The sequence below is a fragment of the Tistlia sp. genome, from assembly GCF_040905785.1.
In the GTDB taxonomy this organism is placed as follows: Bacteria; Pseudomonadota; Alphaproteobacteria; order Kiloniellales; family DSM-21159; genus Tistlia.
Window position 1 is genome coordinate 73,802 of sequence record NZ_JBBDQW010000066.1, and the last position, 20,831, is coordinate 94,632.

A 20,831-nucleotide genomic window follows, 5' to 3' on the forward strand; every position below is an offset into this window, starting at 1 on the left:
AAAGTGTGGTAAACTACGCGCCGGCGTCCTCGTGGCGCCTGGGAACGGCAGAGGCGCGTCGCCGCCCGGCTCCGCGACCCTCGCCGACCACGATCCATGCGTCCGAGATTGCTGTGTCCGACGGATCTTTTGTCCAAGCAGTAGAGCCTGCCCGCCGGCGCCCCGATCGCCCGCGGAAGTGGGCGAGGTGACGAAGCGGCCTCGAAGGCCACGCGGCCGGTGCCGGTCAACGGCGCGGCCAAGCAGGGAGAACCGACGATGATCAACCTTACCGTAAACGGCGAGGCGCGGAGCCACGAGGGCGACCCCTCGATGCCGCTGCTGTGGTACCTGCGCGACACCCTCGGCCTGACCGGCGCCAAGTACGGCTGCGGCGTCGGCCTGTGCGGCGCCTGCACCGTTCACCTCGAGGGCGAGGCCGTGCAGTCCTGCCTGATCACCCTGGCCGACGCCAGCGACAAGGCCGTGGTGACGATCGAGGGCCTCGACCCGGCGGGCGAGCATCCGGTGCAGCAGGCCTGGCGGACGCTCAACGTCCCGCAGTGCGGCTTCTGCCAGACCGGCCAGATCATGCAGGCGGCCGCCCTGGTCGCCATGAACCCGGCCGCCGACGACGGCGAGATCACCGAGGCCATGTCCGGAAACATCTGTCGCTGCGGCTGCTACCAGCGCATCCACGCCGCGGTCCGCCAAGTGGTCGAGGGAGCCTAGGGCCATGCTGGGATATCTGAACCAGGACCTGTCCGCGCGCGCGCGCGCCGGCACATCCGAAGTCCACGGGACGTCCGCCCCCCTCGCCGCCCTGTCCGGCAGCCTGGAGAAGATCGACCGTCGCCGCTTCCTGCAGCTGACCGGCCTCGCCGGCGCCTTCGCCGTCGCCCTCAGGGTGCTGCCGGCCGAAGCCATGCAGACCTATCCGACCGGCGGCGACGCCATGCCCCACGGCACCGTCGCCGACCCCCACGTCTTCGTCGCCATCGCCGAGGACGGCACGGTGACGATCGTCGCCCACCGCGCCGAGATGGGCACCGGCTCGCGCACCAGCCTGCCGATGGTCGTCGCCGACGAGATGGAAGCCGACTGGTCCCGCGTGAAGGTCGTGCAGGCGCCCGGCGACGAGCCGCGGTACGGCAACCAGGACACCGACGGCTCGCGCAGCCTGCGCCACTTCCTGCAGCCGATGCGCCAGTGCGGCGCCGCCATGCGGACGATGCTCGAAGCGGCGGCGGCCGAGGAGTGGGGCGTCGATCCCGGCCAGGTCAAGGCCGAGAACCACGAGGTCGTCCACCTCGGCGACTCGAGCAGGCGTCTCGGCTACGGCGCCCTCGCCAAGGCCGCGATGGCCCACCCGGTTCCGGCCCTGGACAGCCTGGCCTTCAAGGAGGAGGCCGACTTCCGCTACATCGGCAAGGGCGAGGTCGGCATGGTCGACCTCCACGACATCACCACGGGCAAGGCCGTCTACGGCGCCGACGTGCAGCTGCCCGGCATGAAGTACGCGGTCGTCGCGCGCCCGCCGGTGGTCGGCGGCACGGTCAAGAGCTTCGACGCCGCGCAGACCCTGCAGGTCCCGGGCGTTTCAGGCGTCGTCGAGATCGAGGGCTCGCTGCCCCCGGCCAAGTTCGCTCCGCTCGGCGGCATCGCCGTCGTCGCGGACAACACCTGGACCGCCCTGCAGGGCCGCGAGGCGCTTCAGATCGAATGGGACGACGGCCCGCACGGCGGCTACGACAGCGCCGCCTTCCGGGCCGAGATGTCGGAGACGGCGAAGCGGCCGGGCAAGCCGCTGCGCAAGCAGGGCGACCCCGATGCCACCTTCGCCGCGGCCGCCAGGGTCGTCTCGGCCGAGTACTACCAGCCGCACATGATCCACACCCCGATGGAGCCGCCGGTGGCGGTCGCCCACGTCACCGCCGACAAGGCCGAGGTCTGGGCGCCGGTGCAGAGCCCCTACGGGACCCGCGAGGACCTCGCGGCCCTGCTCCACCTGCCGATCGAGGCGGTGACCGTTCATGTGACGCTGCTCGGCGGCGGCTTCGGCCGGAAGTCGAAGTGCGACTACGTGCTCGAGGCAGCGCTCGTCTCCAAGGCGGTCGGCGCCCCGGTCAAGCTGCAATGGAGCCGCGAGGACGACGTCCGGCACGGATTCTACCATACCGCCTCGGTGGAGCGCATCGAGGCGGCGCTCGACGCCGAGGACCGGGTGACCGGCTGGCGCCACCGCTCGGTCGCGCCGTCGATCCTCTCGACCTTCGCGCCGGACTCCGGCTACCAGTTCCCGATCGAGCAGGGCATGGGCCTCGTCGACATGCCCTTCGACATCGCCAACATCGCCTGCGAGAACGGCCAGGCGATGGCTCACACGCGCATCGGCTGGTTCCGGGCGGTCTCCAATGTGCCGCGCGCCTTCGCGGTGCAGTCCTTCGTCGGCGAGCTGGCCCACGAGCTCGGCCGCGATCCGAAGGACATGCTGCTGGAGCTGATCGGCCCCGCCCGGGTCATCAACCCCAAGGCGGCGGGCATGCCGGAGGACTTCTGGAACTACGGCGAGCCCTACGAGGAGTTCCCGATCGACACCGGGCGACTGCGCGGCGTCGTCGAGCTGGCCGCCGAGAAGGCCGGCTGGGGCCGCAGCCTGCCCGAGGGCGAGGGGCTGGGCATCGCCGCCCACCGCAGCTTCGTCTCCTACGTCGCGACGGTGGTGCGCGTGAAGGTGAGCGCGGACGGCGCCATCTCGGTGCCGGAGGTGCACACCGCCATCGACTGCGGCTTCTGCGCCAACCCCGAGCGGGTCGAGTCGCAGATCCAGGGTGCCGCCGTCATGGGCATGACCCTCGCCCTGCACTCGGCCATCACCTACGCCGAGGGGCGCGTCGAGCAGTCCAACTTCTTCGACTACGAGATGGCGGGCATGAGCAGCTACCCGGAGAAGGTCGGCGTCCACATCGTCCCGCAGCCCTTCTCGGTCCACGCCAGCGGGGTCGGCGAGCCGGGCGTGCCACCCTTCGCGCCGGCGCTCGGCAATGCGATCTTCGCGGCGACCGGCAAGCGCCTGCGGGACCTGCCGTTCGGGGCAACGGTCGACTGAGGCGAAGCGAGGGCGGTAGGCGGAGCCGCCGGCGGGGCTCCGCCTCCTGCGCTACTTCGGCTCGCCGACGTAGGTCAGCTCGTCGGAGATCTTGAGCTCGAGCAGGACGTTGTCGTCGGTCGAGTCCTCGCAAAGCAGCGAGCGATGGGCGATGCCGCGCGGGATCATCAGCATGTCCCCGGCGTGCATGGTCTTGACTCCCATCTCGGTCTCCCAGCGCAGCGCACCCTGGACGCAGAAGATGATCTCGTGGGCATCGACGTTGCGGTGCCAGAAGGACATGTCGTGCTTGCGCCGCTTGGAGACGTCGATCTTGACGTGGTCCGAGCTGTAGAGGCGCAGCGGCGTGCCGTCGGCCTTGTCCAGGTTGCTGGGGGTGAACTGCTCCGAGAAGATGTTGATCAGCCGGAAGATCTCGGCGCGCTCCAGAATGCCAGCGTTCTGCACCGGCGGGCGGTCATGGGAGATCACGACGTTCTTGCCGTCGATCGTGACGCGCTCCTGGTAGGTCTGCTCGCTCATCCTGTCTCTCCTTCTTGCGTTGTCTCGGCCTCTTGAGCCCGGGCCGCGAGGAAGCGCTCGATCACCGCCAGCGTCGCCTCGGGGTTTTCCAGGACCGTGAGGTGCCCGGCGCCGGGGATGACGGCGTGCTCGGCGCCGGGTATCTTCGCCGCCGCCGCGGCCAGCGCCTCGGGCGGCGCGCCCTTGTCGCGCTCGCCGCCGAGGATCAGCGTCGGCGTCCTGATGCGGTGCAGTCGCGGCCCGAAGGCCAGGGTCTTGAGCGCCCGGCAGCAGCCTTCGTGGCCGACGGGGTCGGTGGTGCGGATCATCTCGCGCACCCGCTCGAGCACCGGCAGCTCGGCGGCGACGCTCTCCGGCGTGAACCAGCGCTCGACCGTCGGCTGCGCCAGGCCGGCCATGCCCTTCTCGCGGGCGCTGTCGATCCGGTACTGGAAGTAGTCGGCGTAGTCCGGCGGCGCGTCGGGGCGCGAGTCGCAGGCGACCAGGGACAGCAGGCGCCCCGGGTGCGCGATCGCGAGGCCGTAGCCGATCATGCCGCCGATCGAGAGTCCGACCCAGTGGCTGCGCTCGACCCCGAGGGCATCCCACAGGCCGACGACGTCGCCGACCAGCTGGTCGAAGCTGTAGGGCCCCGGCACCGCCCGCGTCAGGCCGTGGCCGCGCTGGTCGTAGCGCAGCACCCGGTAGCGGTCCTTCAGGCGCGCCGCGACCTCGTCCCAGAGCGTCAGGTTGTTGGCCAGGGCGTGGGAGAGCGTGATCCAGGGCGCGCCCTCCGGACCCTCGACCCGGCAGTGGAAGTCGGTGTCGCCGACCGTGACCATCATGTCCGCTGTCTCCTTCCCGTCGTAGACAAGGCCGCTAGGCAATCCCGAGGCCCCCGAGAAATTCTTGCAGCAGCCGGCGGCATTCCTCGGGCCGCTCGATCTGCAGCAGGTGACCGGTCTCGCGCACCGCCTCGTAGCGGTAGCCCTGCTCGGCGGCGAGCGCCTGGTTGGTCCGGCCCGTGGGCGGCCCGCCCTGGCGCTCCGGGTCGGCGCCGACCAGCAGGGTCGGGCAGCCGAGGGCCGACGCCGCGGGCCAGAGGTCGAGGGTCAGGGCCGCCAGGTAGATGGCCGCCTCGTACTCGCGCGGGCAGGACAGGACCCAGTCGCCGCGCGCGGCGTCCCTGCGCAGCAGCGCCTGCGCCATCAGCGTGTGGGAGTCGCCGACCCAGGAGCGGTGGGCGCGGCTCTCGGCGTAGCTGCGGGCAAGCTCCTCCGGCGCGGCGAAGCGCTCCGGCCGGTTCAGGGCGAACTCGACGAGCCTGAGCTCGAAGGCGCGCATCGGCTCGTAGAGCGGATGCTCGCGGGGCGGCACGTTCGGCGGGTCGTAGAGCAGCAGCGCGTCCCAGGGGGCGCTCCCCTGCACCGCCTGCTTCATGGCGGCGCGCGCCGACATCGAATGGAAGACGCCGACCCTCGGGCGGGCGCCCAGCGCCGCCTCGACGCCGGCGACGACCTGCGCCAGGTCGCGGGCCATCTGCGGATAGTGGTGGCCGTCGGCCCCGGCCGGCGGGTTGCGGCCGTGATTGCGCATGTCGAAGGCGACGACCTCGTAGCGCTCGGCGAGCGGCCCCCAGAACGGCAGGTAGCCGTCGACCGCGAAGCCGTTGCCGTGACTGACGTAGAGCCGCGGGCTCCGCGGGCTGCCGTGGCAGCGCACCCGGATCGCCGCGCCGTCGTCCATGATGAGCTCCAGGGTCTCGCGGGGCGCCGGCGGCGAGGCGCCCCCTGCCCTCTCGGAGCCTCCCGGTCCGCCTGTCGTGTCGTCCTGCTTCATGGGGTCCTCATGCGGTCGCCGCCGCCTGGCGCTGCAGCGGCCGGTCGTCGATCGGCACGTGGAGTGCTGCCGCGACCAGGCTCAGAGCCGCGCCGATCCACCAGATCGCGTCGTAGCTGCCGTAGTGGTCGTAGGCGAGGCCGCCGAGCCAGACGCCGAGGAAGGCGCCGACCTGATGGCCGAAGAAGACCAGGCCGAACAGGGAGGTCAGGTAGCGCGCGCCGAAGATGTCGGCGACCAGCCCGCCGGTCAGCGGGATCGTGCCGAGCCAGAGCACGCCCATGCCGGCGGTGAAGAGGTAGGCCAGCTCGACCGAGGGCGGCAGCGCGACCAGGGCCACGATCAGCACCGCGCGGCCGAGGTAGATGAGCGACAGCAGGTACTTCTTGGGCCAGCAGTCGCCGAGCCCGCCCCACAGCAGCGAGCCGGCGATGTTGAACAGGCCGATCAGCCCAACCGCGACCGCCGCGGCCGAGGGGCTGAGGCCTTCGTCCTGCAGGTAGGCCGGCAGGTGCCCGATGATGAAGGTGATCTGGAAGCCGCAGACGAAGAAGCCGAGGTTGAGCAGCAAGAAGCCCCGGTGCCGCCCGGCCGCGCGGATCGCGGTGCCGATGGCGGCGTAGCTCGAGGCGACGTCGCCGCGCACCGGAGCCTTGCCCATGCCGAGGGCGAGCAGCGCGCAGCCCATGGCGAGCACCGCGAGCGCGCTCGCCGCGCCGCGCCAGCCGAGATCGGCGATCAGGACCTGCCCGATCGGCAGCATGGCGAACTGCCCGAGCGAGCCCATGGCGCCGGTGACGCCGAGCGCGAGGCCGCGGTTGCGGTCCGGGAAGGCGCGGCCGACGGCACCCATGATGATGACGAAGCCGGTGCCCGACAGCGCCAGGCCGAGCAGCACCCCGGCGCTGAGGTAGAAGACGGCCTCGCTGCCGGCGACCGACAGCAGCCACAGGCCGACGCCGTAGAGCAGGGTCGCGGCGAAGACGACCCGGCGCGCGCCGTAGCGGTCGGCGGCGATGCTGAAGAAGGGCTGGAAGACGCCCCACACCAGGTTCTGGATCGCGACCGCCAAGCCGAAGACCTCCCGCTCCCAGCCGAAGGTCGCGGAGATCGGCACCAGGAAGACGCCGAAGCCCTGGCGGATGCCGACCGCCAGGGTCAGGATCGCGCCGCCGCACAGCAGCGTCAGCAGCGCCCCGGCCGGCAGCCCGCCGACGCCCCTGGCCTGCCCCTTCAGCATCGCCGGAACCAGAAGCGGCCCTCGGCGTCGCGGCGCCGCGCCAGGCGCCCTGCATGCATCAGATAGTTCAGGTGCGCCAGGGTCTCGTTCATGGCGAAGCCGATCTGGTGGCCGTCGAGATCCTGCGGGAACAGCGTGTTCGCCACCGCCCCGGCCGAGGTCTCGCCCTCGCCGACCGCCGCCAGCGTCGCCTCCAGCCGCTCGCGGTGGTGGCGCTCCAGCTCGTCGAGCCGGGGATGGATGCCGTAGAAGGGTTTGCGGTGCGAGGGCAGCACCAGGGTGTCGGGCCGTACCGCAGCGCGCAGCCGGCCGATCGTCTCGAAGTAACCCTGCAGCGGGTCGGCGTCCGGCTCAGGCGGCCAGACGCTGATGTTCGGCGAGATCTGCGGCAGCACCTGGTCGCCGGCGATCAGGAGCGCGCGCTCCTCGCAATAGAGGCTGGCGTGCTCGGGCGCGTGGCCGTGACCGACGATGACCCGCCACTCGAAGCCGTCGATCTCCAGCCGGTCGCCCTCGGCGATGCGGCTGTAGGACTCCGGCACCTCGACGCCGTCGGAATAGGGCACGACCTCGTCGCGGAAGCGCGCCAGGCGGGCCTCGTCCAGGCCGTGGGCGGCGTAGAAGCGCAGCCGCTGGCCGACGCTGTCGGTATGGAGATCGAGCACGGCGAGCTGGCCGTGCAGCCACTCGCTCTCGGTCATGCAGGGCTGCAGGCCCCAGGTGTCGCAAATCCAGCGGCTGTTGCCCAGGTGGTCGGGGTGGAAGTGCGTGACGACCAGCCGCGTGACTGGGCGGCCGCCCAGGTAGCGCTGCCAGACCGCCCGCCAGTGCGCGCGCACGTCCTCGCGGGCGTAGCCGCAGTCGACGATGGTCCAGCCCTCGCCGTCCTTCAGCAGCCAGATGTTGATCTGGCGCAGGCGGAAGGGCAGCACCGTCGACAGCCAGTAGACGCCGGGCGCGACCTCGGTCGCGTCGTCGACCGCAGGGTAGTCGGCGATCGGGTAGTCGAGCTTGATCGGGGCGTCCATCAGGTTTTCTCCGCTGCCGCGGCGGCCGCGGCCGCCTTCACGGCGCACACGATATTGGTGTAGCCGGTGCAGCGACAGAGGTGCCCGGACAGCAGGTCGCGGATCTGCTCTTCCGTTGGCTCCGGGCAGTCGCGCAGGAAGGCCTCCACCGACATCAGGATGCCGGCGGTGCAGTAGCCGCACTGCACGGCGAAGTTGGCGCGGAAGGCCTCCTGCAGGACGGAGAGCCGGCCCTCCGGCCCGGCCAGCCCCTCGACCGTCTCGACGCTGCGGCCCTCGACCTGCACCGCCAGGGTCAGGCAGGCGCGCTGCGGCTGCCCGTCGATCTGCACGGTGCAGGCGCCGCAGACGCCATGCTCGCAGCCGACATGGGTGCCGTAGGCGCCGATCTCGTGGCGCAGGAAGTCGCTCAGCAGCATGCGCGGCTCGGCGCTGCCGATCACGGCCCGGCCGTTGAGGTGGAAGCCGATCTCGCTTTTGCTGCCAGCCTTCAGGATCGGCATGCCCGTGCCTCCTCGATGACGCTGCGTCCGAGCCGCCGCACGAGGTCGCGGCGGTAGCGCGCGCTGGCGTGCATGTCGTCGTAGCCCTCCAGGTCCCAGGCGAAGGCGTTGAGCGCCTCCTCGAGCGTCGCCTCCTCGTGGTGCCAGCCGCGGACCGCCGGCCGGTCGGCGACCCCGGCGACCGCCAGGCGGATCTCCTCGCCCTCGGCGATGGCCGCCAGGGCGACGATGGCGAAGTCGCCGTGGCGCCGCGCGATCTCGCGGAAGGCGACGCCCTGCCCCGGCCGCGGCAGCGGAAAGCGCGCCGCCAGGATCATCTCGTCCGGCGCGCGCGCCGTGGTCAGCGGCCCGAGCTGGAAGTCCTCGGCGCTCAGCTCGCGCTCGCCGCGCGCGCTCCCGAGGCGCAGGCTGCCGCCCAGGGCGGCCAGGCACAGCGGCAGCTCGGCGCTGGGATCGGCGTGGGCGAGCGAGCCGCAGATCGTGCCGCGGCTGCGGGTCTGATAGTGGCCGACCCAGGGCAGCGCCAGCTTCAGCAGGGGCGAATCCTCGCTGTCCCGAAGGGATTCGGCCAGGGCCGCCTGGGTGACGCCGGCGCCGACCTCCAGCGCGCCGCCGCGGCGCTCCAGGCGGCGCAGCGGCTCCAGGCGCGAGATGTCGATCAGCACCCGGGGCCGCGTCAGCCGCAGGTTCAGCATCGCCACCAGGGACTGGCCGCCGGCCAGCAGGCTGGCCTCCTCGCCGTGGCGCGCGAGCAGCTCCAGCACCTCCTCCAGGTCGTCCGGACGACAGTAGTCGAAGGCCGGCGGCTTCATCGGCCGAGCCCCAGGCGCGCCAGCAGCCGTCTCCAGGGCGAGCGGCCGGCCGGCGCCGCGCCCGGTCCCTCCGCCGTCTCCAGCTGGCGCGCGAAGCCGGCGAGGAACTGCCGGATCAGCAGGCCGGACGCGCCTTCCAGAAGGCGCGAGCCAACCGAGGAGATCTTGCCGGAGAGGTCGATGTCGTACTGGTAGTCGATGCGCGTGCCGGCGCCCTCCTCGACCAGCAGGAGCCGGCCCTCGCCCCGCGCCGCGCCCAGGGCGCCCTGCGCCTCGCCGAGGATGCGCAGGGACTCCGGCTCTTCGAGGTCGCACAGCTCGAGCCGCGCCGTGAAGGCGCCGCGGATCGGCCCGACCCGCACCACCGCCTCGGCCAGGTAGCGCCGCTCGCCCTGCTGCTCGAAGCGCCGGCAGCCGGGAATCACGGCGGCCAGGGCGTCGGGATCCAGGAGCCGCTTCCAGACCGCTGCCCGGTCGGCGGCGATGAGGTAGCTGTTTCGCCCGGACAGGGCGGCCGGCCGGGCCCGGCGTTCCGGCGTGGCGCGGGCGGCGGCGCCCGGCCGCTCGGGGCGCGGCGGCTCGGCGCCGGAGAGCCAGGCGTTGATGCGGTCCTCGGTGATCGGCAGGCGGACCTCGGCGAGGTCGAGCGCGTCGGCGACCGCGTTGGCGATGCAGACCGGCGTACTCATGTTGTTGCCCTCGCCCAGGCCCTTGGCGCCGAGCCGCGTGAAGGGCGAGGGCGTCTCCAGGTGCAGGACCAGGGGATCGCGCACCTCGGGCGCGGTCGGCAGCAGGTAGTCGGCGAAGGTGCCGGCGAGCAGGCTGCCGTCGCTGCCGTAGGCGTAATCCTCGTAGAGGCTGGCGCCCAGTGCCTGGACGTAGGAGCCGACGATCTGCCCCTCGGCGATCGCCGGATGCAGCAGCCGCCCGGCGTCGTGCATGGTGACGTAGCGGTCGATCGTCAGGCGGCCGGTCGAGCGGTCGATCTCGACGCCGCAGAAGTCGAAGACGAAGCCGTAGGTGAGCGAGGTGTTGATCTCGTCGGCCTCGGTCGGCGGCGCCAGCTCGGGCGGCGACCAGTGGGCGGTCTCGCGCAGGCTCGGCGGCATGCCCTCCGGCAGCGAGCCCGGCGACCAGTGCAGCGAGCCGGCGACGCGGTAGAAGGCGGCGGCGTTGTCGGGATTGCCGCGCGCGAAGATCCGGCCGCCCTCGAAGACCAGCTGCTCCGGCTCGGCGTTGAGCTTCTGGCTGGCCAGGCGCGCCATGCGGTCGCGCAGCCGGGTCGCGGCGAGGTGCGCGGCGCTGGCCGTGGCGCCGGCGAAGCGCGACGAGTAGTTGCCGGCGGCGACCGACCAGGCCTCGCGGCCGGTGTCGTGCTCGGCCGCGACGGCGATATCCTCGGGCGGCAGGCCCAGGACCTCCCCGACGATCTGCGCCAGCACGGTGCGGTGGCCCTGGCCCTGGGGCACCGAGTCGGCGGTCACGGAGACCGAGCCGGTGGCGTCGATCTCGACAGTGGCCGAGGCGATGGCGCCATCCTTGGGCCCCGAGCGGGCGCGCTGCTCGGGGCTCAGCAGCGTGCTGAGGTAGCCCATGTTCGACATGCCCGGCTCGACCACGGCGGCGAAGCCGATGCCGTAGAGCCGGCCGGCGGCGCGCGCCTCCACGCGGCGGCGGCGCAGCTCCGCCAGCCCGCCCTCCTCGACGGCGCGCTCGACCGCGGCCTGGTAGTCGCCGGAATCGTAGAGCGCCCCGGCAGGCGCGCGGTAGGGGAAGGAGCCGGCGGGGATCAGGTTGCGCCGGACCACCTCGAGCGGATCCAGCGCCAGCTCGACGGCGATGCGCTGCATCAGCCGTTCCAGCGCGAAGTAGAGCTGCGGCCCGCCGAAGCCGCGCACCAGGCTCGCCGGCACCTTGTTGGTCAGCACGACGCGGTTGCGGATCGCCAGGTGGCGGAGCCGGTAGGCGCCGCTGGAGGCGCCGTGCATGCGGTAGAGCGGGCCCGGCATCGGCGCGCGCATCCAGGCGCCGTAATCCTCCAGCTGGTCGAGCTCCAGCGCCTCGACGACGCCCTCCCCGGTCACCGCCGCGCGCAGGCGGGTGACACGGTTCGGTCCCGAGCCGGAGGCGACAAGGTGCTCGAGCCGGTCCTCGACCCACTTCACCGGCTTGCCGGTGACGCGCGAGGCCAGGCACATCATGACGATGTTGGTGAAGATCGCGAGCTTGGCGCCGAAGCTGCCGCCCGAGCAGGGCGGCGTGCGCAGGCGCAGCCGGTTGCCCGGCACGCGCAAGGCCCTGGCCATCACCGTGTGCAGGCCGTAGGGGCCCTGGAAGTTCGCCAGCACGTCGTAGATGCCGTCGCCGGCGCGGTAGTCGGCGACCACGACGTAGCCCTCGATGGGACAGGGCAGGACGCGCGGGTAGTCGACCGTCATCTCGATCACGCGGTCGGCCGCGCCCAGCACCGCCTCGGGATCGCCGTAGCGGAAGCGGCGGTCGTGGACGACGTTGCTGCCGACCTCGGGGTGGATGGCGGCGGCCCCCTCCTCGGCGGCGGCGACCGGATCGAGCAGCGGCGGCAGCGGCCGCGTCTCGAGCCGGACCAGCTCGGCGGCGTCCTCGGCCTCGTAGCGGCTGCGCGCGACCACGATGGCCAGCGGCTCGCCGACGTAGCGCAGGCGGCCGATCGCCAGGCAGTAGCCCTCCGGCCGCTTCACCGCGGCCAGCAGCGGGTCCGAGATGCGGGCGACCTCTTCGCCGGTGATGACCGCCTCGACGCCCGGCATCGCCAGCGCCTCGGCGGTGTCGAGGGTCAGGATCTCGGCATGGGCCTCGGAACTGCGCACGACCACGGCGTAGAGGGTGCCGGCGGCGACCGGCAGGTCGTCGGCAAAGCGCGCGGTGCCGGTCAGGAGCGCCGGGTCCTCGACTCGCAGCATGCTCTCGCCGACCGCCTGCGCCATTCGCTCCCTGTCCGTTCGGCGAGTTGCGCCCGGCCGCGCCCCGGCGGCAGGTCCGTCGCCTTTTGCTTCTTCTATCGGGATAGTAGCTTGCATAATCGAACTTTAGAATCAAGCCTTGCCGCCGACGTCAGCTTGCTGTAGTCACTTGCACAATCGAACTGACTTGAGTCAGCACAGTCGGAGGGGAGAGCCATGCGCGCGGTGGTCGTCGGAGAGCTGAACAATCGCGACTCGATCGGCATCGGCGAGGTCGAGGCGCCCACGCCCGGAGACGGCGAGGTCCTGGTCCAGGTCGGCGCCAGCAGCGTCAACTTCCCCGACATCCTGATGCTGGACGGCAAGTACCAGATCCGCCCCACCCCGCCCTTCGTCCTGGGCAAGGAGGCGGCCGGCACTGTCGCCGCCGTCGGCGCCGGCGTGACCCGGGTGAAGCCCGGCGAGCGCGTGCTCGTCCAGGTCGACAGCGGCGGCTTCGCCGAGCAGGTCGTGGCGCCCGAGAGGGCCGTCTTCGCGATTCCCGACGACATGGACTTCGAGACGGCGGCGGCCATGGGCCTCGTCTACCAGACCGCCTGGCTGGGCCTGGTCGAGCGCGGGCGCCTGCAGGCCGGCGAGGCGGTGCTGGTCAACGGCGCCTCCGGCGGCGTCGGCATGGCGGCGGTCGAGCTGGCCGCGGCGCTCGGCGCCGAGGTCCTGGCCGGACTGACGACGCCGGCCAAGGCCGCGACGGTCGAAGCCGCCGGCGCCCGCCATGTCGTCGACCTGAGCGTGCCGGACCTCAAGGACGCCTTGCGCAGCCAGGTCGCCGGGAAGCTCGGCGGCCGCGGCCTCGACCTGGTGCTCGACATGATCGGCGGCGAGGTCTTCGAGGCCAGCCTGCGCGCCCTCGCCTTCGGGGGCCGCGCGGTCGTCATCGGCTTCGCCGGCGGCAACATCCCGACCGTGCGCACGAACTACCTGCTGCTCAAGAACATCGCGGTGCTGGGCTCGACCATCAACGGCTACCTCGACAGCCGCCCCGAGGTCGTCGTCCGGGCGCAGGAGGAGGTCGTGCGCCTGTGGCGCGAGGGCAAGCTGAAGCCGAACATCATGCGCCGCTTCTCCCTCGGGCAGGCGCGCGAAGCCCTGGCCGCCGTGGAGAAGCGCGAGGTCGTGGGCAAGGTCGTCATCACCTTCTAGCCCGCGAGCCATCCGACCGAAGAGGTCGCCGAGCAAGGAGAGGTTGCCATGAACGTCGAAACCGGTTCCGCCACGACCGTCGCCAGCCCGTCCGAGGCCAAGGACGGCTACCGCGACATGCTGGTCCGCCTGATGACCCGCCAGCTCTACGCCGAGACCGCGACGGCCGAGGTCTTCGGCCGCTCGATCGGCGCCGCCCCGACCTGGCCGGAGAAGTTCATGGCCGCGGAATTCGCGCTGGAGGAGGCGCAGCACAGCCAGATCCTCTGCGGCCTGATGAAGGACCTGGGCGAGGACCCCGACGCGATCATCGCCGGCCGCCCGGCCGCCGCCCAGTTCTGGAGCATCGACCTCGACAACTGGCTGCACATCGCGGTCTTCAACTTCACCGTCGACCGCGCCGGCAGCCACCAGATCATGGAGTACCGCAAGTCCAGCTACGCCCCCTGGGCGAGCTCGATGGGCGTCGTGCTCGACGACGAGGAGGAGCACTACGAGAACGGCGTCGAGAACCTGCGGGCCTTCGCCAAGGACCCGGCCCAGCTCGCCGAGTTCCAGAAGGTCTTCGACGGCCTGCTGCCGGTCACCCTCAAGCGCGCCTTCGGCCGCCCCGACGGCGCCGACAACGAATTCTGCCTGGCCCACGGCCTGAAGCGCCATTCGACCGAGCAGGTGATCAACCGCTATCTCGAGGAGATGAAGGGCTTCATGGCCGGCTCGGGCCTGCGCTTCCCACCGATCTCGGCCTTCGAGCAGCAGGGCGTCGTGCTCAAGGACAGCACCCGCCGCATCCTCGAGACCCAGCCCTGAAGCCACCGACCGCCAATAGAGCCGGCCACCGATAGAGAAGGAGTCTTCGCGGACATGTCCTCACCCCTCGAGGTGCTCGCAGAGCACTACCGCTTCCAGTCGCTCCTGGTCGAGCAGCGCGACGGTGTGCTGGAAGTCACGCTCAACCGGCCGGAACGGCTGAACACCTTCGACGAGACCATGCGCCGGGACTTCATGGCGCTGGAATGGCGCATCGAGCGGGACCCGGAGATTCGGGCGGTGATCTTCTTCGGCGCCGGCGAGCGCGCCTTCGGCGCTGGCGCCGACCTGAGCTTCTTCGAGGAGGACTGGCGCTCGCCCGACTTCCGCGTCGAGTACCGCTGGATCCACGACTTCTTCGACATGATCGAGCGGGTCGAGAAGCCGGTGATCGCGGCCGTCCACGGCATCTGCGCCTGCGGCGGCCTGGAGCTGGCCATGGCCTGCGATTTCCGCATCGCCGCCGAAGGCACCCGCTTCGGCTTCACCGAGGCCAACATCAACCTGATTCCGGGCTCCGGCGGCTGCTCGCGGCTGATCCAGCTGGTCGGCGTCAGCTGGGCCAAGGAGCTGGTCATGGCCGGCGAGTTTCTGGACTGCGAGCAGGCCAGGCAGGTCGGCCTGATCACCCGCGTCGTGCCGCCCCAGCAGCTGCAGGAGGCCGCGCGCGCCCTTGCCGCCAAGCTGGTCGCCAAGGCGCCCCAGGCGATGGGCGTCGCCAAGCAGGTGCTGAACGCCTGCCAGAGCCTGGACCTCGCCTCCGGCCGCGTGCTCGAACGGATGGCCCAGAGCACGCTGATCCTGACCGAGGACCACAAGGAAGGCGTCAGGGCATTCCGCGAGAAGCGCAAGCCGAGCTATACCGGACGCTGAGGCGCCCGCTCGGCGCGTCGGGGGGACAGGGACGATGCTCGACCTCGGCACCAGCTTCCTCGCCTCGGTGGAGCGCGACGGCGAGGCGACGGCGATACTCGATGGCCCGCTGCGGCTCAGCTACGCCCAGTGGCTCGGCCGCATCGGCGCGACCGCCGAGGCGCTGCAGGGGCTCGGCCTGGAGCGCGGCGACTTTTTGCTGACCGCGCTGCAGAACCGCTGGGAGGCGGCGACCCTGCACTGGGCCTGCCAGTTCCTCGGCCTCGTCGTGACGCCGGTCAACTGGCGGGTCAAGCCCGAGGAGCTGGACTTCTTCCTGCAGGACAGCGGCGCCAGAGCCCTGGTCTTCGACGGTGCCGCGCTCGAGGCGGTCGCCCGCTCCGCCGCCGCCGGCAGGGTGCCGCGCGTCGCCGTCGGCTGCGAGCCCGGGGCGGTGCCCGCGGGCACGCTCGCCTTCGAGAGCCTGCTCGGCGAGGGCTCGGCGCCTCCGCCCGAGCCCCGGGCCGCGGCCGAGGACCTCTCGCTCATGCTCTACACCTCCGGCACCACGGGCCGGCCGAAGGGCGTGCCGCGGCGCCACCGCGTGGAGCGGGCGGCCGCGCTGGCCCACGTCGCGCAGAACCGCTACGGCCCCGGCGAGCGGACCCTCGGCGTCATGCCGCTCTATCACACCATGGGGGTGCGCTCCCTGCTGGCCATGTCGCTCGTCAACGGCCTGTTCTGCTGCCTGCCCCGCTTCGATGCCGGGCGCGCCCTGGAGGTCATCGCCGGGGAGCGGCTGACCAACCTCTACCTGGTGCCGACGCTCTACCACGACCTGGTGCACCATCCGGCCTTCGCCGACAGCGAGGTCGGCTCGGTGCGCAAGCTCGGCTTCGCCGGCGCGGCCATGACCGAGGGCCTGCTGCGCCGCCTCGTCGAGGCCTTCCGGCCGGAGCTCTTCGTCAACCACTACGGCTCTTCGGAGATCTACACCTTTACCATCGATCCCGATGCCGCCGCCAAGCCCGGCTCCGCCGGCAAGCCGGGCCTGAACCAGCGGGTCCGGGTGATTCGCCTGGGCAGCGACGACCCCGAGGCGCGCGCCGCCCCCGGCGAGGAGGGCCAGATCGCCGCGGACCTGCTCAGCGACGAGGCCTTCGAGGGCTACTGGCAGCGGCCCGACGCCGACGCCAAGTCGATCAGCCGCGGCTGGTACTTCACCGGGGACACGGGCTACCGCGACCGCGACGGCGACCTCTTCGTCACCGGCCGGGTCGACGACATGATCATCACCGGCGGCGAGAACGTCTTCCCGCTCGAGGTCGAGTCGGCGCTCTCGCTGCACCCGGCGGTCGAGGAGGTCGCCGTCGCCGGCCTGCCCCACGAGCGCTGGGGCCAGCAGGTCACGGCCTTCGTCCGGCGCGCCCGCCCGGTCGGCGGCGAGGAGCTCGACAGCTTCTGCCGCGGCAGCGGCCTCGCCGACTTCAAGCGGCCCCGCGCCTACGTCTTCGTCCAGGCGATTCCCAAGTCGCCGGTCGGCAAGATCCTGCGGCGCCTGCTGGTCGCCGGCGACTACCAGAAGGAATGAAAGGTCTGTCCATGGAGCAGTCGTTTCCCTCCAGCCGCCCCGGCCTGCTGGCCGAGCTGGATGGCTTCCGCGTCGAGATCGACGCCGCCGCCGAGCGTGCCGACATCGTGCTCGACCGGCCGCCGCTCAACATCGTCTCGATGACCCAGCGCGAGCAGCTCGCCGCGGTCTTCGACGAGTTGGACCGCGACGCGCGCGTCCGGGTCGTCGTCCTGCGCGGCGAGGGCGAGCATTTCTCCAGCGGCGGCGACATCCCCGGCTTCCTGGCGAAGTCGCCGGAGCACGTCAGCCGCCTGGCCTGGAACGTCGCCGCACCGGCGCGCTGCAAGAAGCCCGTGATCGCCGCGATCCACGGCTACTGCTTCGGCGTCGGCTTCGAGCTGTCGCTGGCCTGCGACTTCCGCCTGCTCGCCGAGTCCGCGCAGGTCGGCCTGCCCGAGATGCGCCTTGGCATGATCCCGGGCTCGGGCGGGTCGGCACGGCTGGTCAAGATGATCGGCCTGGCCCGGACCAAGGACATGGTGATGCGCGCGCGCCGGGTCCCTGCCGCCCAGGCCGTCGCCTGGGGCATCGCGGCCGAGGCCGTGGCCGACGCCCGGCTCGACCAGGCCGTGGTCAGTCTGGTCGAGGAGCTGCGCGGCTTCTCGCCCCTGGCGCAGCGCACCATCAAGGAGGTCCTCAACAGCGCCGAGGACGCGCCGCTGCAGGTCGCCATCGAGCTCGAGGGCCAGGCCTACGGGCGGCTGCGCGGCTCCGCCGACTTCGCCGAGGGTGTTGCCGCCTTCAAGGAGAAGCGCAAGCCCGTCTTCCGGGGAGAATGACGCGCCGAGCCGGCCGGGTGCCCCTGCCCGAGGCGGCACTGCGGGCGGCTTGACGCGTCGCGCGGGGCCGCACCATACTCAGTGACTTGCTTTAAAAGACTGAAAAACCGCGGCCGAGAGAACCGCGGCTCAGAGAATCGCGATCGAGTAGGGAGGGAGGCGTATGTCGGCGCCGGGCATGGCGAAATTCAGCAAGGGCTTGCATAAGCGGGACTGCAACTTCGTGCCGCTCTCGCCGATCCAGTTCCTGGAAACGACGGCGCGCAGCTTTCCGGAACGCACGGCCGTGGTCTACAACGGCCGGCGCTGCAGCTACGCCGACCTCTACCGGCGCTGCTGCCGGCTGGCGTCGGCCCTGCGCAAGCGCGGCATCGGCCGGGGCGACGTGGTCGCCCTCATCGCCCCCAACGTGCCCGAGGCCCTGGAAGCCCACTACGGCATCCCCATGGCCGGCGCCGTGATCAATCCGGTCAACCTCAGGCTCGACGCCGAGGCCATCGCCTTCATCCTCGACCACGGCGAGGCCAGGGCGGTGATCGCGGACACGGAGCTGGCACCCCAGGTCAAGGCGGCGCTGGCGCTGCTCGGCCGGGACCTGCTCGTCGTCGACATCGAGGACCCGGCCGCGGTCGGCGGCGAGCGCATCGGCGAGATCGAGTACGAGGCGCTGCTCGCCGAGGGCGACGCCGAGGCCGAGGCCGCCTGGATCCGGCCGGAAGACGAATGGGACCCGATCGCGCTCAGCTACACCTCGGGGACGACCGGCGACCCCAAGGGCGTCGTCTACCACCACCGCGGCGCCTTCATCTCCTCCTTCGGGCAGATCGCGGTCTGGACCCTGCCGAAGTTCCCGGTCTACCTCTGGACCCTGCCGATGTTCCATTCCTACGGCTGGTGCTTCCCCTACACGATCACCGCCCTGGCCGGCACCCACGTGATGCTGCGCAAGGTCGTGCCGGAGACGATCTTCGAGCTGATCGAGCGCGAGCGCGTGACCAACATGTGCGCCGCGCCCGTGGTCCTGACCATGCTGATCAACGCAGCCGCGCCGGGGCGCGGGTCCTTCACGCAGACTGTCCAGGTGATGACCGCCGGCTCATCGCCGCCGCCCACGGTACTCGAGAAGATGACCGCGCTCGGCTTCGACGTGATCCACGCCTACGGGCTGACCGAGTGCACCGGCTGCGTCGCCATCTGCCAGCCGCAGGACGACTGGCCCGATCTGACCACCGCCGAGGTCGCCGAGCGCATGGCGCGCCAGGGCGTCAGCTATCCGCAGTTCGCCGCGCTGAGGGTCGCCGATCCCGAGAGCCTGGAGCCGGTACCCTGGGACGGCACCACCATGGGCGAGGTGCTGGTCAGGGGCTCCAGCGTCATGCGCGGCTACCTGAAGAACCCCGAGGCGACGGAGAAGGCCTTCGCCAGCGGCTGGTTCCACACCGGCGACCTGGCCGTGATGCAGCCCGACGGCTACCTGCAGATCCGCGACCGCTCCAAGGACGTCATCATCTCCGGCGGCGAGAACATCTCCTCGGTCGAGGTCGAGTACGTGATCTACCGCCACCCTAAGGTCCTGGAGGCCGCCGTCGTCGCCAAGCCGCACCCGCTGTGGGAGGAGACGCCCTGCGCCTTCGTGACCCTCAGGGACGGCGAGGCCTGCAGCGAGAAGGAGATCATCGACTTCTGCCGGCAGAGCATGGCGCACTACAAGTGCCCGACCAGCGTCGTCTTCGGGCCGCTGCCGAAGACCGCCACCGGCAAGATCCAGAAGTTCCAGTTGCGCCAGCGCGCCGTCGAGATGTGACGGCCGGCCCCGGCCAGGCTTCGCCGCAGCACGGCCGCGGGCCCTACCTGCCGCTGGCCGGCTGCTCGGTGACCCGGACCCTCGACGTCTTCGCCGACCCCTGGACCTTCCTGGTGGTGCGCGAGGCCTTCTTCGGCGTGCGCCACTACGAGGGCTTCCGCGGCGCGCTCGACGTCTCGCGCGGCACCCTGGCCTCGCGCCTGACGCACCTCGTCGCCGAGGGCGTCCTGCGGCGCGTTCCCTACCGGACCGCGCCCCCGCGCTTCGAGTACCGCCTGACCCGCAAGGGGGCCATGCTGTTCCCCTCGATGATCGCCCTGATGCAGTGGGGCGACCGCTGGCTCTCGGCGGACCGCGAGCCTCCGGTGCAGGTCTGGCACCGGGGCTGCGGCCCCGCGAGCGACCTGCGGATCGTCTGCCGCGCCTGCCGGCAGCCCTTCGACGCGCGCCAGGCGAGCTACCGCCTCGGCCCCGGTGCCAACGGCTGCAGCGCCTCGACGCCGCCCGCCATGCGACGTTCGGCGCGCGCCGACAACTTCTTGCGCGGCCGGGTCGACAACGTCGCCCGCGCCCTGACGGTGGTCGGCGACCGCTGGGCCTTCCTGCTGATCCGCGAAGCCTTCTTCGGCGTGCGCCGCTTCGACGCCATGCTGGGCCATCTGGGCGTCGCCACCAACGTACTGGCGAACCGCCTGCAACGGCTCGTCGAGATGGGCATCTTCGAGCGGCAACTCTACTCGAGCCGGCCGGAGCGCCACGAGTACCGAATGACGCGGATGGGCCGCGACCTCTATCCCAGCATCCTGATGCTGATGCGCTACGGCGAAGAGCACCTGTCCGAGGGCGGCGGCCCGCCGCTCCTGGTCGCCCACGCCCCCTGTGGCCAGCGCCTGGTCCCGGCCCTGGTCTGCGGGGCCTGCGAGGAGGAGGTCGGCGTCGGCGACACCGGCTACCGCACCGCAGCCGGCACCCTCGCCTGACAGCAGAGCCAGACTGTCGAGCTAGACGGCGAAGGCCTCGAAGGCGCGCTCGCGGTCGGCGGGGTCGGCCGCGTCGCCTTCGAAGACGAGGCGGCCGCGCTCGACCGTGTAGAAGCGGCTGACCAGCTTCAGCGCCGCTTCGACGTTCTGCTCGACCAGCAGGATCGAGATGTTCTGCTGCTTGAGGGCGGCCAGGCTGGCCATGATCTCGGAGACGATCATGGGCGCCAGGCCCTCGGTCGGCTCGTCGACCAGCAGCAGCCGCGGCTTGCCGAGCAGCACACGGGCGAAGGACAGCATCTGCTGCTCGCCGCCCGACAGCGAGGTGCCGTTCTGCCGCCGCCGCTCGGCCAAGCGGGGGAAGTTGGCGTAGACCTCCTGCAGGGCTTCGCGGCGCGCTGCCCCGCTCGGCCGGCGCACGCACTGCAGGAAGCCGAGGTTGAGGTTCTCCTCGACGGTCAGACCGGGGAAGATCCGCCGGTCCTCCGGCACCAGGCCGATGCCGGCGCGCGCGATGCGCTCGGACGGCCAGCCGCCGATCTGCCGGCCCTCGAACTCGATCTCGCCGCTGGTCGGCTTCACCCAGCCGGCGATGGTCTTGATGATCGTGGTCTTGCCGACGCCGTTGCGGCCGAAGAGCGCGACCGCCTCGCCGTCGCCGACGGTCAGGTCGACGCCCTGCAGGATGTGGCTGAGCCCGTAGTGGGTGTGGACGCCCGTGAGCCTGAGCATGGTCTAGCCTGGATTTCTGGAAGGGGTCGGCATCGCTCCTGGCGGGCTCGATCCGCCAGGAGAAGCCTGAAGAGCGTAGCCGAAG

General features: G+C 71.7%; 18 protein-coding genes. 9 read left to right on the forward strand and 9 right to left on the reverse strand.

Features of this window, described 5'->3' with window-relative positions:
- The first annotated feature begins 258 nt into the window (after positions 1 to 258).
- Positions 259 to 711 (forward strand): (2Fe-2S)-binding protein, encoded by a 453-nt coding sequence (locus tag WD341_RS15155; protein ID WP_368426317.1) that lies wholly within the window; start codon positions 259 to 261, stop codon positions 709 to 711.
- Positions 712 to 715: 4 nt separating this feature from the next.
- Positions 716 to 3,088, forward strand: a complete 2,373-nt coding sequence (locus tag WD341_RS15160) for a molybdopterin cofactor-binding domain-containing protein (protein ID WP_368426318.1) — start codon at positions 716 to 718, stop codon at positions 3,086 to 3,088.
- A gap of 51 nt (positions 3,089 to 3,139) precedes the next feature.
- Here WD341_RS15160 and WD341_RS15165 read toward each other — a convergent pair whose 3' ends face one another.
- From WD341_RS15165 to WD341_RS15200, 8 genes are read right to left on the reverse strand one after another with little or no spacing between them, the layout of a single operon-like run.
- Positions 3,140 to 3,610, reverse strand: a complete 471-nt coding sequence (locus WD341_RS15165; RefSeq protein ID WP_368426319.1) for a cupin domain-containing protein — start codon at positions 3,608 to 3,610, stop codon at positions 3,140 to 3,142.
- The gene (locus WD341_RS15170; protein WP_368426320.1) at positions 3,607 to 4,434 is read right to left on the reverse strand and encodes an alpha/beta fold hydrolase; all 828 of its coding nucleotides are present in this window, start codon (positions 4,432 to 4,434) and stop codon (positions 3,607 to 3,609) included. Before WD341_RS15170 ends, WD341_RS15165 begins: the two co-directional genes overlap by 4 nt.
- 34 nt (positions 4,435 to 4,468) lie before the next feature.
- Positions 4,469 to 5,428, reverse strand: a complete 960-nt coding sequence (locus tag WD341_RS15175) for an alpha/beta fold hydrolase (RefSeq protein WP_368426321.1) — start codon at positions 5,426 to 5,428, stop codon at positions 4,469 to 4,471.
- A 7-nt stretch (positions 5,429 to 5,435) separates the two neighbouring features.
- On the reverse strand, positions 5,436 to 6,668 hold the full coding sequence (locus WD341_RS15180) for an MFS transporter (RefSeq protein ID WP_368426322.1): 1,233 nt from the start codon (positions 6,666 to 6,668) through the stop codon (positions 5,436 to 5,438).
- Entirely contained in the window at positions 6,662 to 7,696 is a 1,035-nt protein-coding gene (locus tag WD341_RS15185; protein ID WP_368426323.1) for an MBL fold metallo-hydrolase, read from the reverse strand. Before WD341_RS15185 ends, WD341_RS15180 begins: the two co-directional genes overlap by 7 nt.
- Positions 7,696 to 8,199: a (2Fe-2S)-binding protein gene (locus tag WD341_RS15190; protein ID WP_368426324.1), complete on the reverse strand. Its 504-nt coding sequence runs from the start codon at positions 8,197 to 8,199 to the stop codon at positions 7,696 to 7,698. The genes WD341_RS15185 and WD341_RS15190 overlap by 1 nt, the downstream gene beginning before the upstream one ends.
- Entirely contained in the window at positions 8,187 to 9,011 is an 825-nt protein-coding gene (locus WD341_RS15195; protein WP_368426325.1) for a xanthine dehydrogenase family protein subunit M, read from the reverse strand. Before WD341_RS15195 ends, WD341_RS15190 begins: the two co-directional genes overlap by 13 nt.
- On the reverse strand, positions 9,008 to 11,977 hold the full coding sequence (locus WD341_RS15200) for a molybdopterin cofactor-binding domain-containing protein (RefSeq protein WP_368426326.1): 2,970 nt from the start codon (positions 11,975 to 11,977) through the stop codon (positions 9,008 to 9,010). Before WD341_RS15200 ends, WD341_RS15195 begins: the two co-directional genes overlap by 4 nt.
- Positions 11,978 to 12,169: 192 nt before the next feature.
- Here WD341_RS15200 and WD341_RS15205 point away from each other — a divergent pair, with 192 nt between their 5' ends.
- From WD341_RS15205 to WD341_RS15235, 7 genes are all read left to right on the forward strand, one after another.
- Positions 12,170 to 13,156, forward strand: coding sequence for an NADPH:quinone oxidoreductase family protein (locus tag WD341_RS15205; RefSeq protein WP_368426327.1), 987 nt, complete (start codon positions 12,170 to 12,172; stop codon positions 13,154 to 13,156).
- A gap of 48 nt (positions 13,157 to 13,204) precedes the next feature.
- Positions 13,205 to 13,966 carry a Phenylacetic acid catabolic protein gene (locus WD341_RS15210; protein ID WP_368426328.1) on the forward strand — a complete coding sequence of 254 codons (762 nt, stop codon included), beginning with the start codon at positions 13,205 to 13,207 and terminating at the stop codon, positions 13,964 to 13,966.
- 54 nt (positions 13,967 to 14,020) lie between these two features.
- Complete coding sequence (locus WD341_RS15215; protein ID WP_368426329.1) at positions 14,021 to 14,839, forward strand: enoyl-CoA hydratase/isomerase family protein; 819 nt, start codon at positions 14,021 to 14,023, stop codon at positions 14,837 to 14,839.
- Positions 14,840 to 14,873: 34 nt separating this feature from the next.
- Entirely contained in the window at positions 14,874 to 16,409 is a 1,536-nt protein-coding gene (locus tag WD341_RS15220; RefSeq protein WP_368426330.1) for an AMP-binding protein, read from the forward strand.
- A gap of 11 nt (positions 16,410 to 16,420) precedes the next feature.
- The gene (locus tag WD341_RS15225) at positions 16,421 to 17,230 is read left to right on the forward strand and encodes an enoyl-CoA hydratase/isomerase family protein (RefSeq protein ID WP_368426331.1); all 810 of its coding nucleotides are present in this window, start codon (positions 16,421 to 16,423) and stop codon (positions 17,228 to 17,230) included.
- 178 nt (positions 17,231 to 17,408) lie between these two features.
- Positions 17,409 to 19,034 (forward strand): long-chain-fatty-acid--CoA ligase, encoded by a 1,626-nt coding sequence (locus WD341_RS15230; RefSeq protein WP_368426332.1) that lies wholly within the window; start codon positions 17,409 to 17,411, stop codon positions 19,032 to 19,034.
- Positions 19,031 to 20,014 carry a winged helix-turn-helix transcriptional regulator gene (locus WD341_RS15235; RefSeq protein ID WP_368426333.1) on the forward strand — a complete coding sequence of 328 codons (984 nt, stop codon included), beginning with the start codon at positions 19,031 to 19,033 and terminating at the stop codon, positions 20,012 to 20,014. The genes WD341_RS15230 and WD341_RS15235 overlap by 4 nt, the downstream gene beginning before the upstream one ends.
- A gap of 21 nt (positions 20,015 to 20,035) precedes the next feature.
- On the opposite strand, the gene WD341_RS15240 is transcribed toward WD341_RS15235, so the two are convergent.
- Positions 20,036 to 20,746 (reverse strand): ABC transporter ATP-binding protein, encoded by a 711-nt coding sequence (locus WD341_RS15240; protein WP_368426334.1) that lies wholly within the window; start codon positions 20,744 to 20,746, stop codon positions 20,036 to 20,038.
- Between the last annotated feature and the right edge of the window lie 85 nt (positions 20,747 to 20,831).

Excerpts from the sequence above, each read along its gene's own strand:
- WD341_RS15155 (WP_368426317.1), top strand. The coding sequence starts at position 259 with ATGATCAACCTTACCGTAAACGGCGAGGCGCGGAGCCACGAGGGCGAC.
- WD341_RS15165 (WP_368426319.1), bottom strand. The coding sequence starts at position 3,610 with ATGAGCGAGCAGACCTACCAGGAGCGCGTCACGATCGACGGCAAGAAC.
- WD341_RS15195 (WP_368426325.1), bottom strand. The coding sequence starts at position 9,011 with ATGAAGCCGCCGGCCTTCGACTACTGTCGTCCGGACGACCTGGAGGAG.
- WD341_RS15160 (WP_368426318.1), top strand. The coding sequence starts at position 716 with ATGCTGGGATATCTGAACCAGGACCTGTCCGCGCGCGCGCGCGCCGGC.
- WD341_RS15215 (WP_368426329.1), top strand. The coding sequence starts at position 14,021 with ATGTCCTCACCCCTCGAGGTGCTCGCAGAGCACTACCGCTTCCAGTCG.
- WD341_RS15225 (WP_368426331.1), top strand. The coding sequence starts at position 16,421 with ATGGAGCAGTCGTTTCCCTCCAGCCGCCCCGGCCTGCTGGCCGAGCTG.
- WD341_RS15230 (WP_368426332.1), top strand. The coding sequence starts at position 17,409 with ATGGCGAAATTCAGCAAGGGCTTGCATAAGCGGGACTGCAACTTCGTG.
- WD341_RS15200 (WP_368426326.1), bottom strand. The coding sequence starts at position 11,977 with ATGGCGCAGGCGGTCGGCGAGAGCATGCTGCGAGTCGAGGACCCGGCG.
- WD341_RS15240 (WP_368426334.1), bottom strand. The coding sequence starts at position 20,746 with ATGCTCAGGCTCACGGGCGTCCACACCCACTACGGGCTCAGCCACATC.
- WD341_RS15180 (WP_368426322.1), bottom strand. The coding sequence starts at position 6,668 with ATGCTGAAGGGGCAGGCCAGGGGCGTCGGCGGGCTGCCGGCCGGGGCG.
- WD341_RS15210 (WP_368426328.1), top strand. The coding sequence starts at position 13,205 with ATGAACGTCGAAACCGGTTCCGCCACGACCGTCGCCAGCCCGTCCGAG.
- WD341_RS15185 (WP_368426323.1), bottom strand. The coding sequence starts at position 7,696 with ATGGACGCCCCGATCAAGCTCGACTACCCGATCGCCGACTACCCTGCG.
- WD341_RS15170 (WP_368426320.1), bottom strand. The coding sequence starts at position 4,434 with ATGATGGTCACGGTCGGCGACACCGACTTCCACTGCCGGGTCGAGGGT.
- WD341_RS15220 (WP_368426330.1), top strand. The coding sequence starts at position 14,874 with ATGCTCGACCTCGGCACCAGCTTCCTCGCCTCGGTGGAGCGCGACGGC.
- WD341_RS15205 (WP_368426327.1), top strand. The coding sequence starts at position 12,170 with ATGCGCGCGGTGGTCGTCGGAGAGCTGAACAATCGCGACTCGATCGGC.
- WD341_RS15190 (WP_368426324.1), bottom strand. The coding sequence starts at position 8,199 with ATGCCGATCCTGAAGGCTGGCAGCAAAAGCGAGATCGGCTTCCACCTC.
- WD341_RS15175 (WP_368426321.1), bottom strand. The coding sequence starts at position 5,428 with ATGAAGCAGGACGACACGACAGGCGGACCGGGAGGCTCCGAGAGGGCA.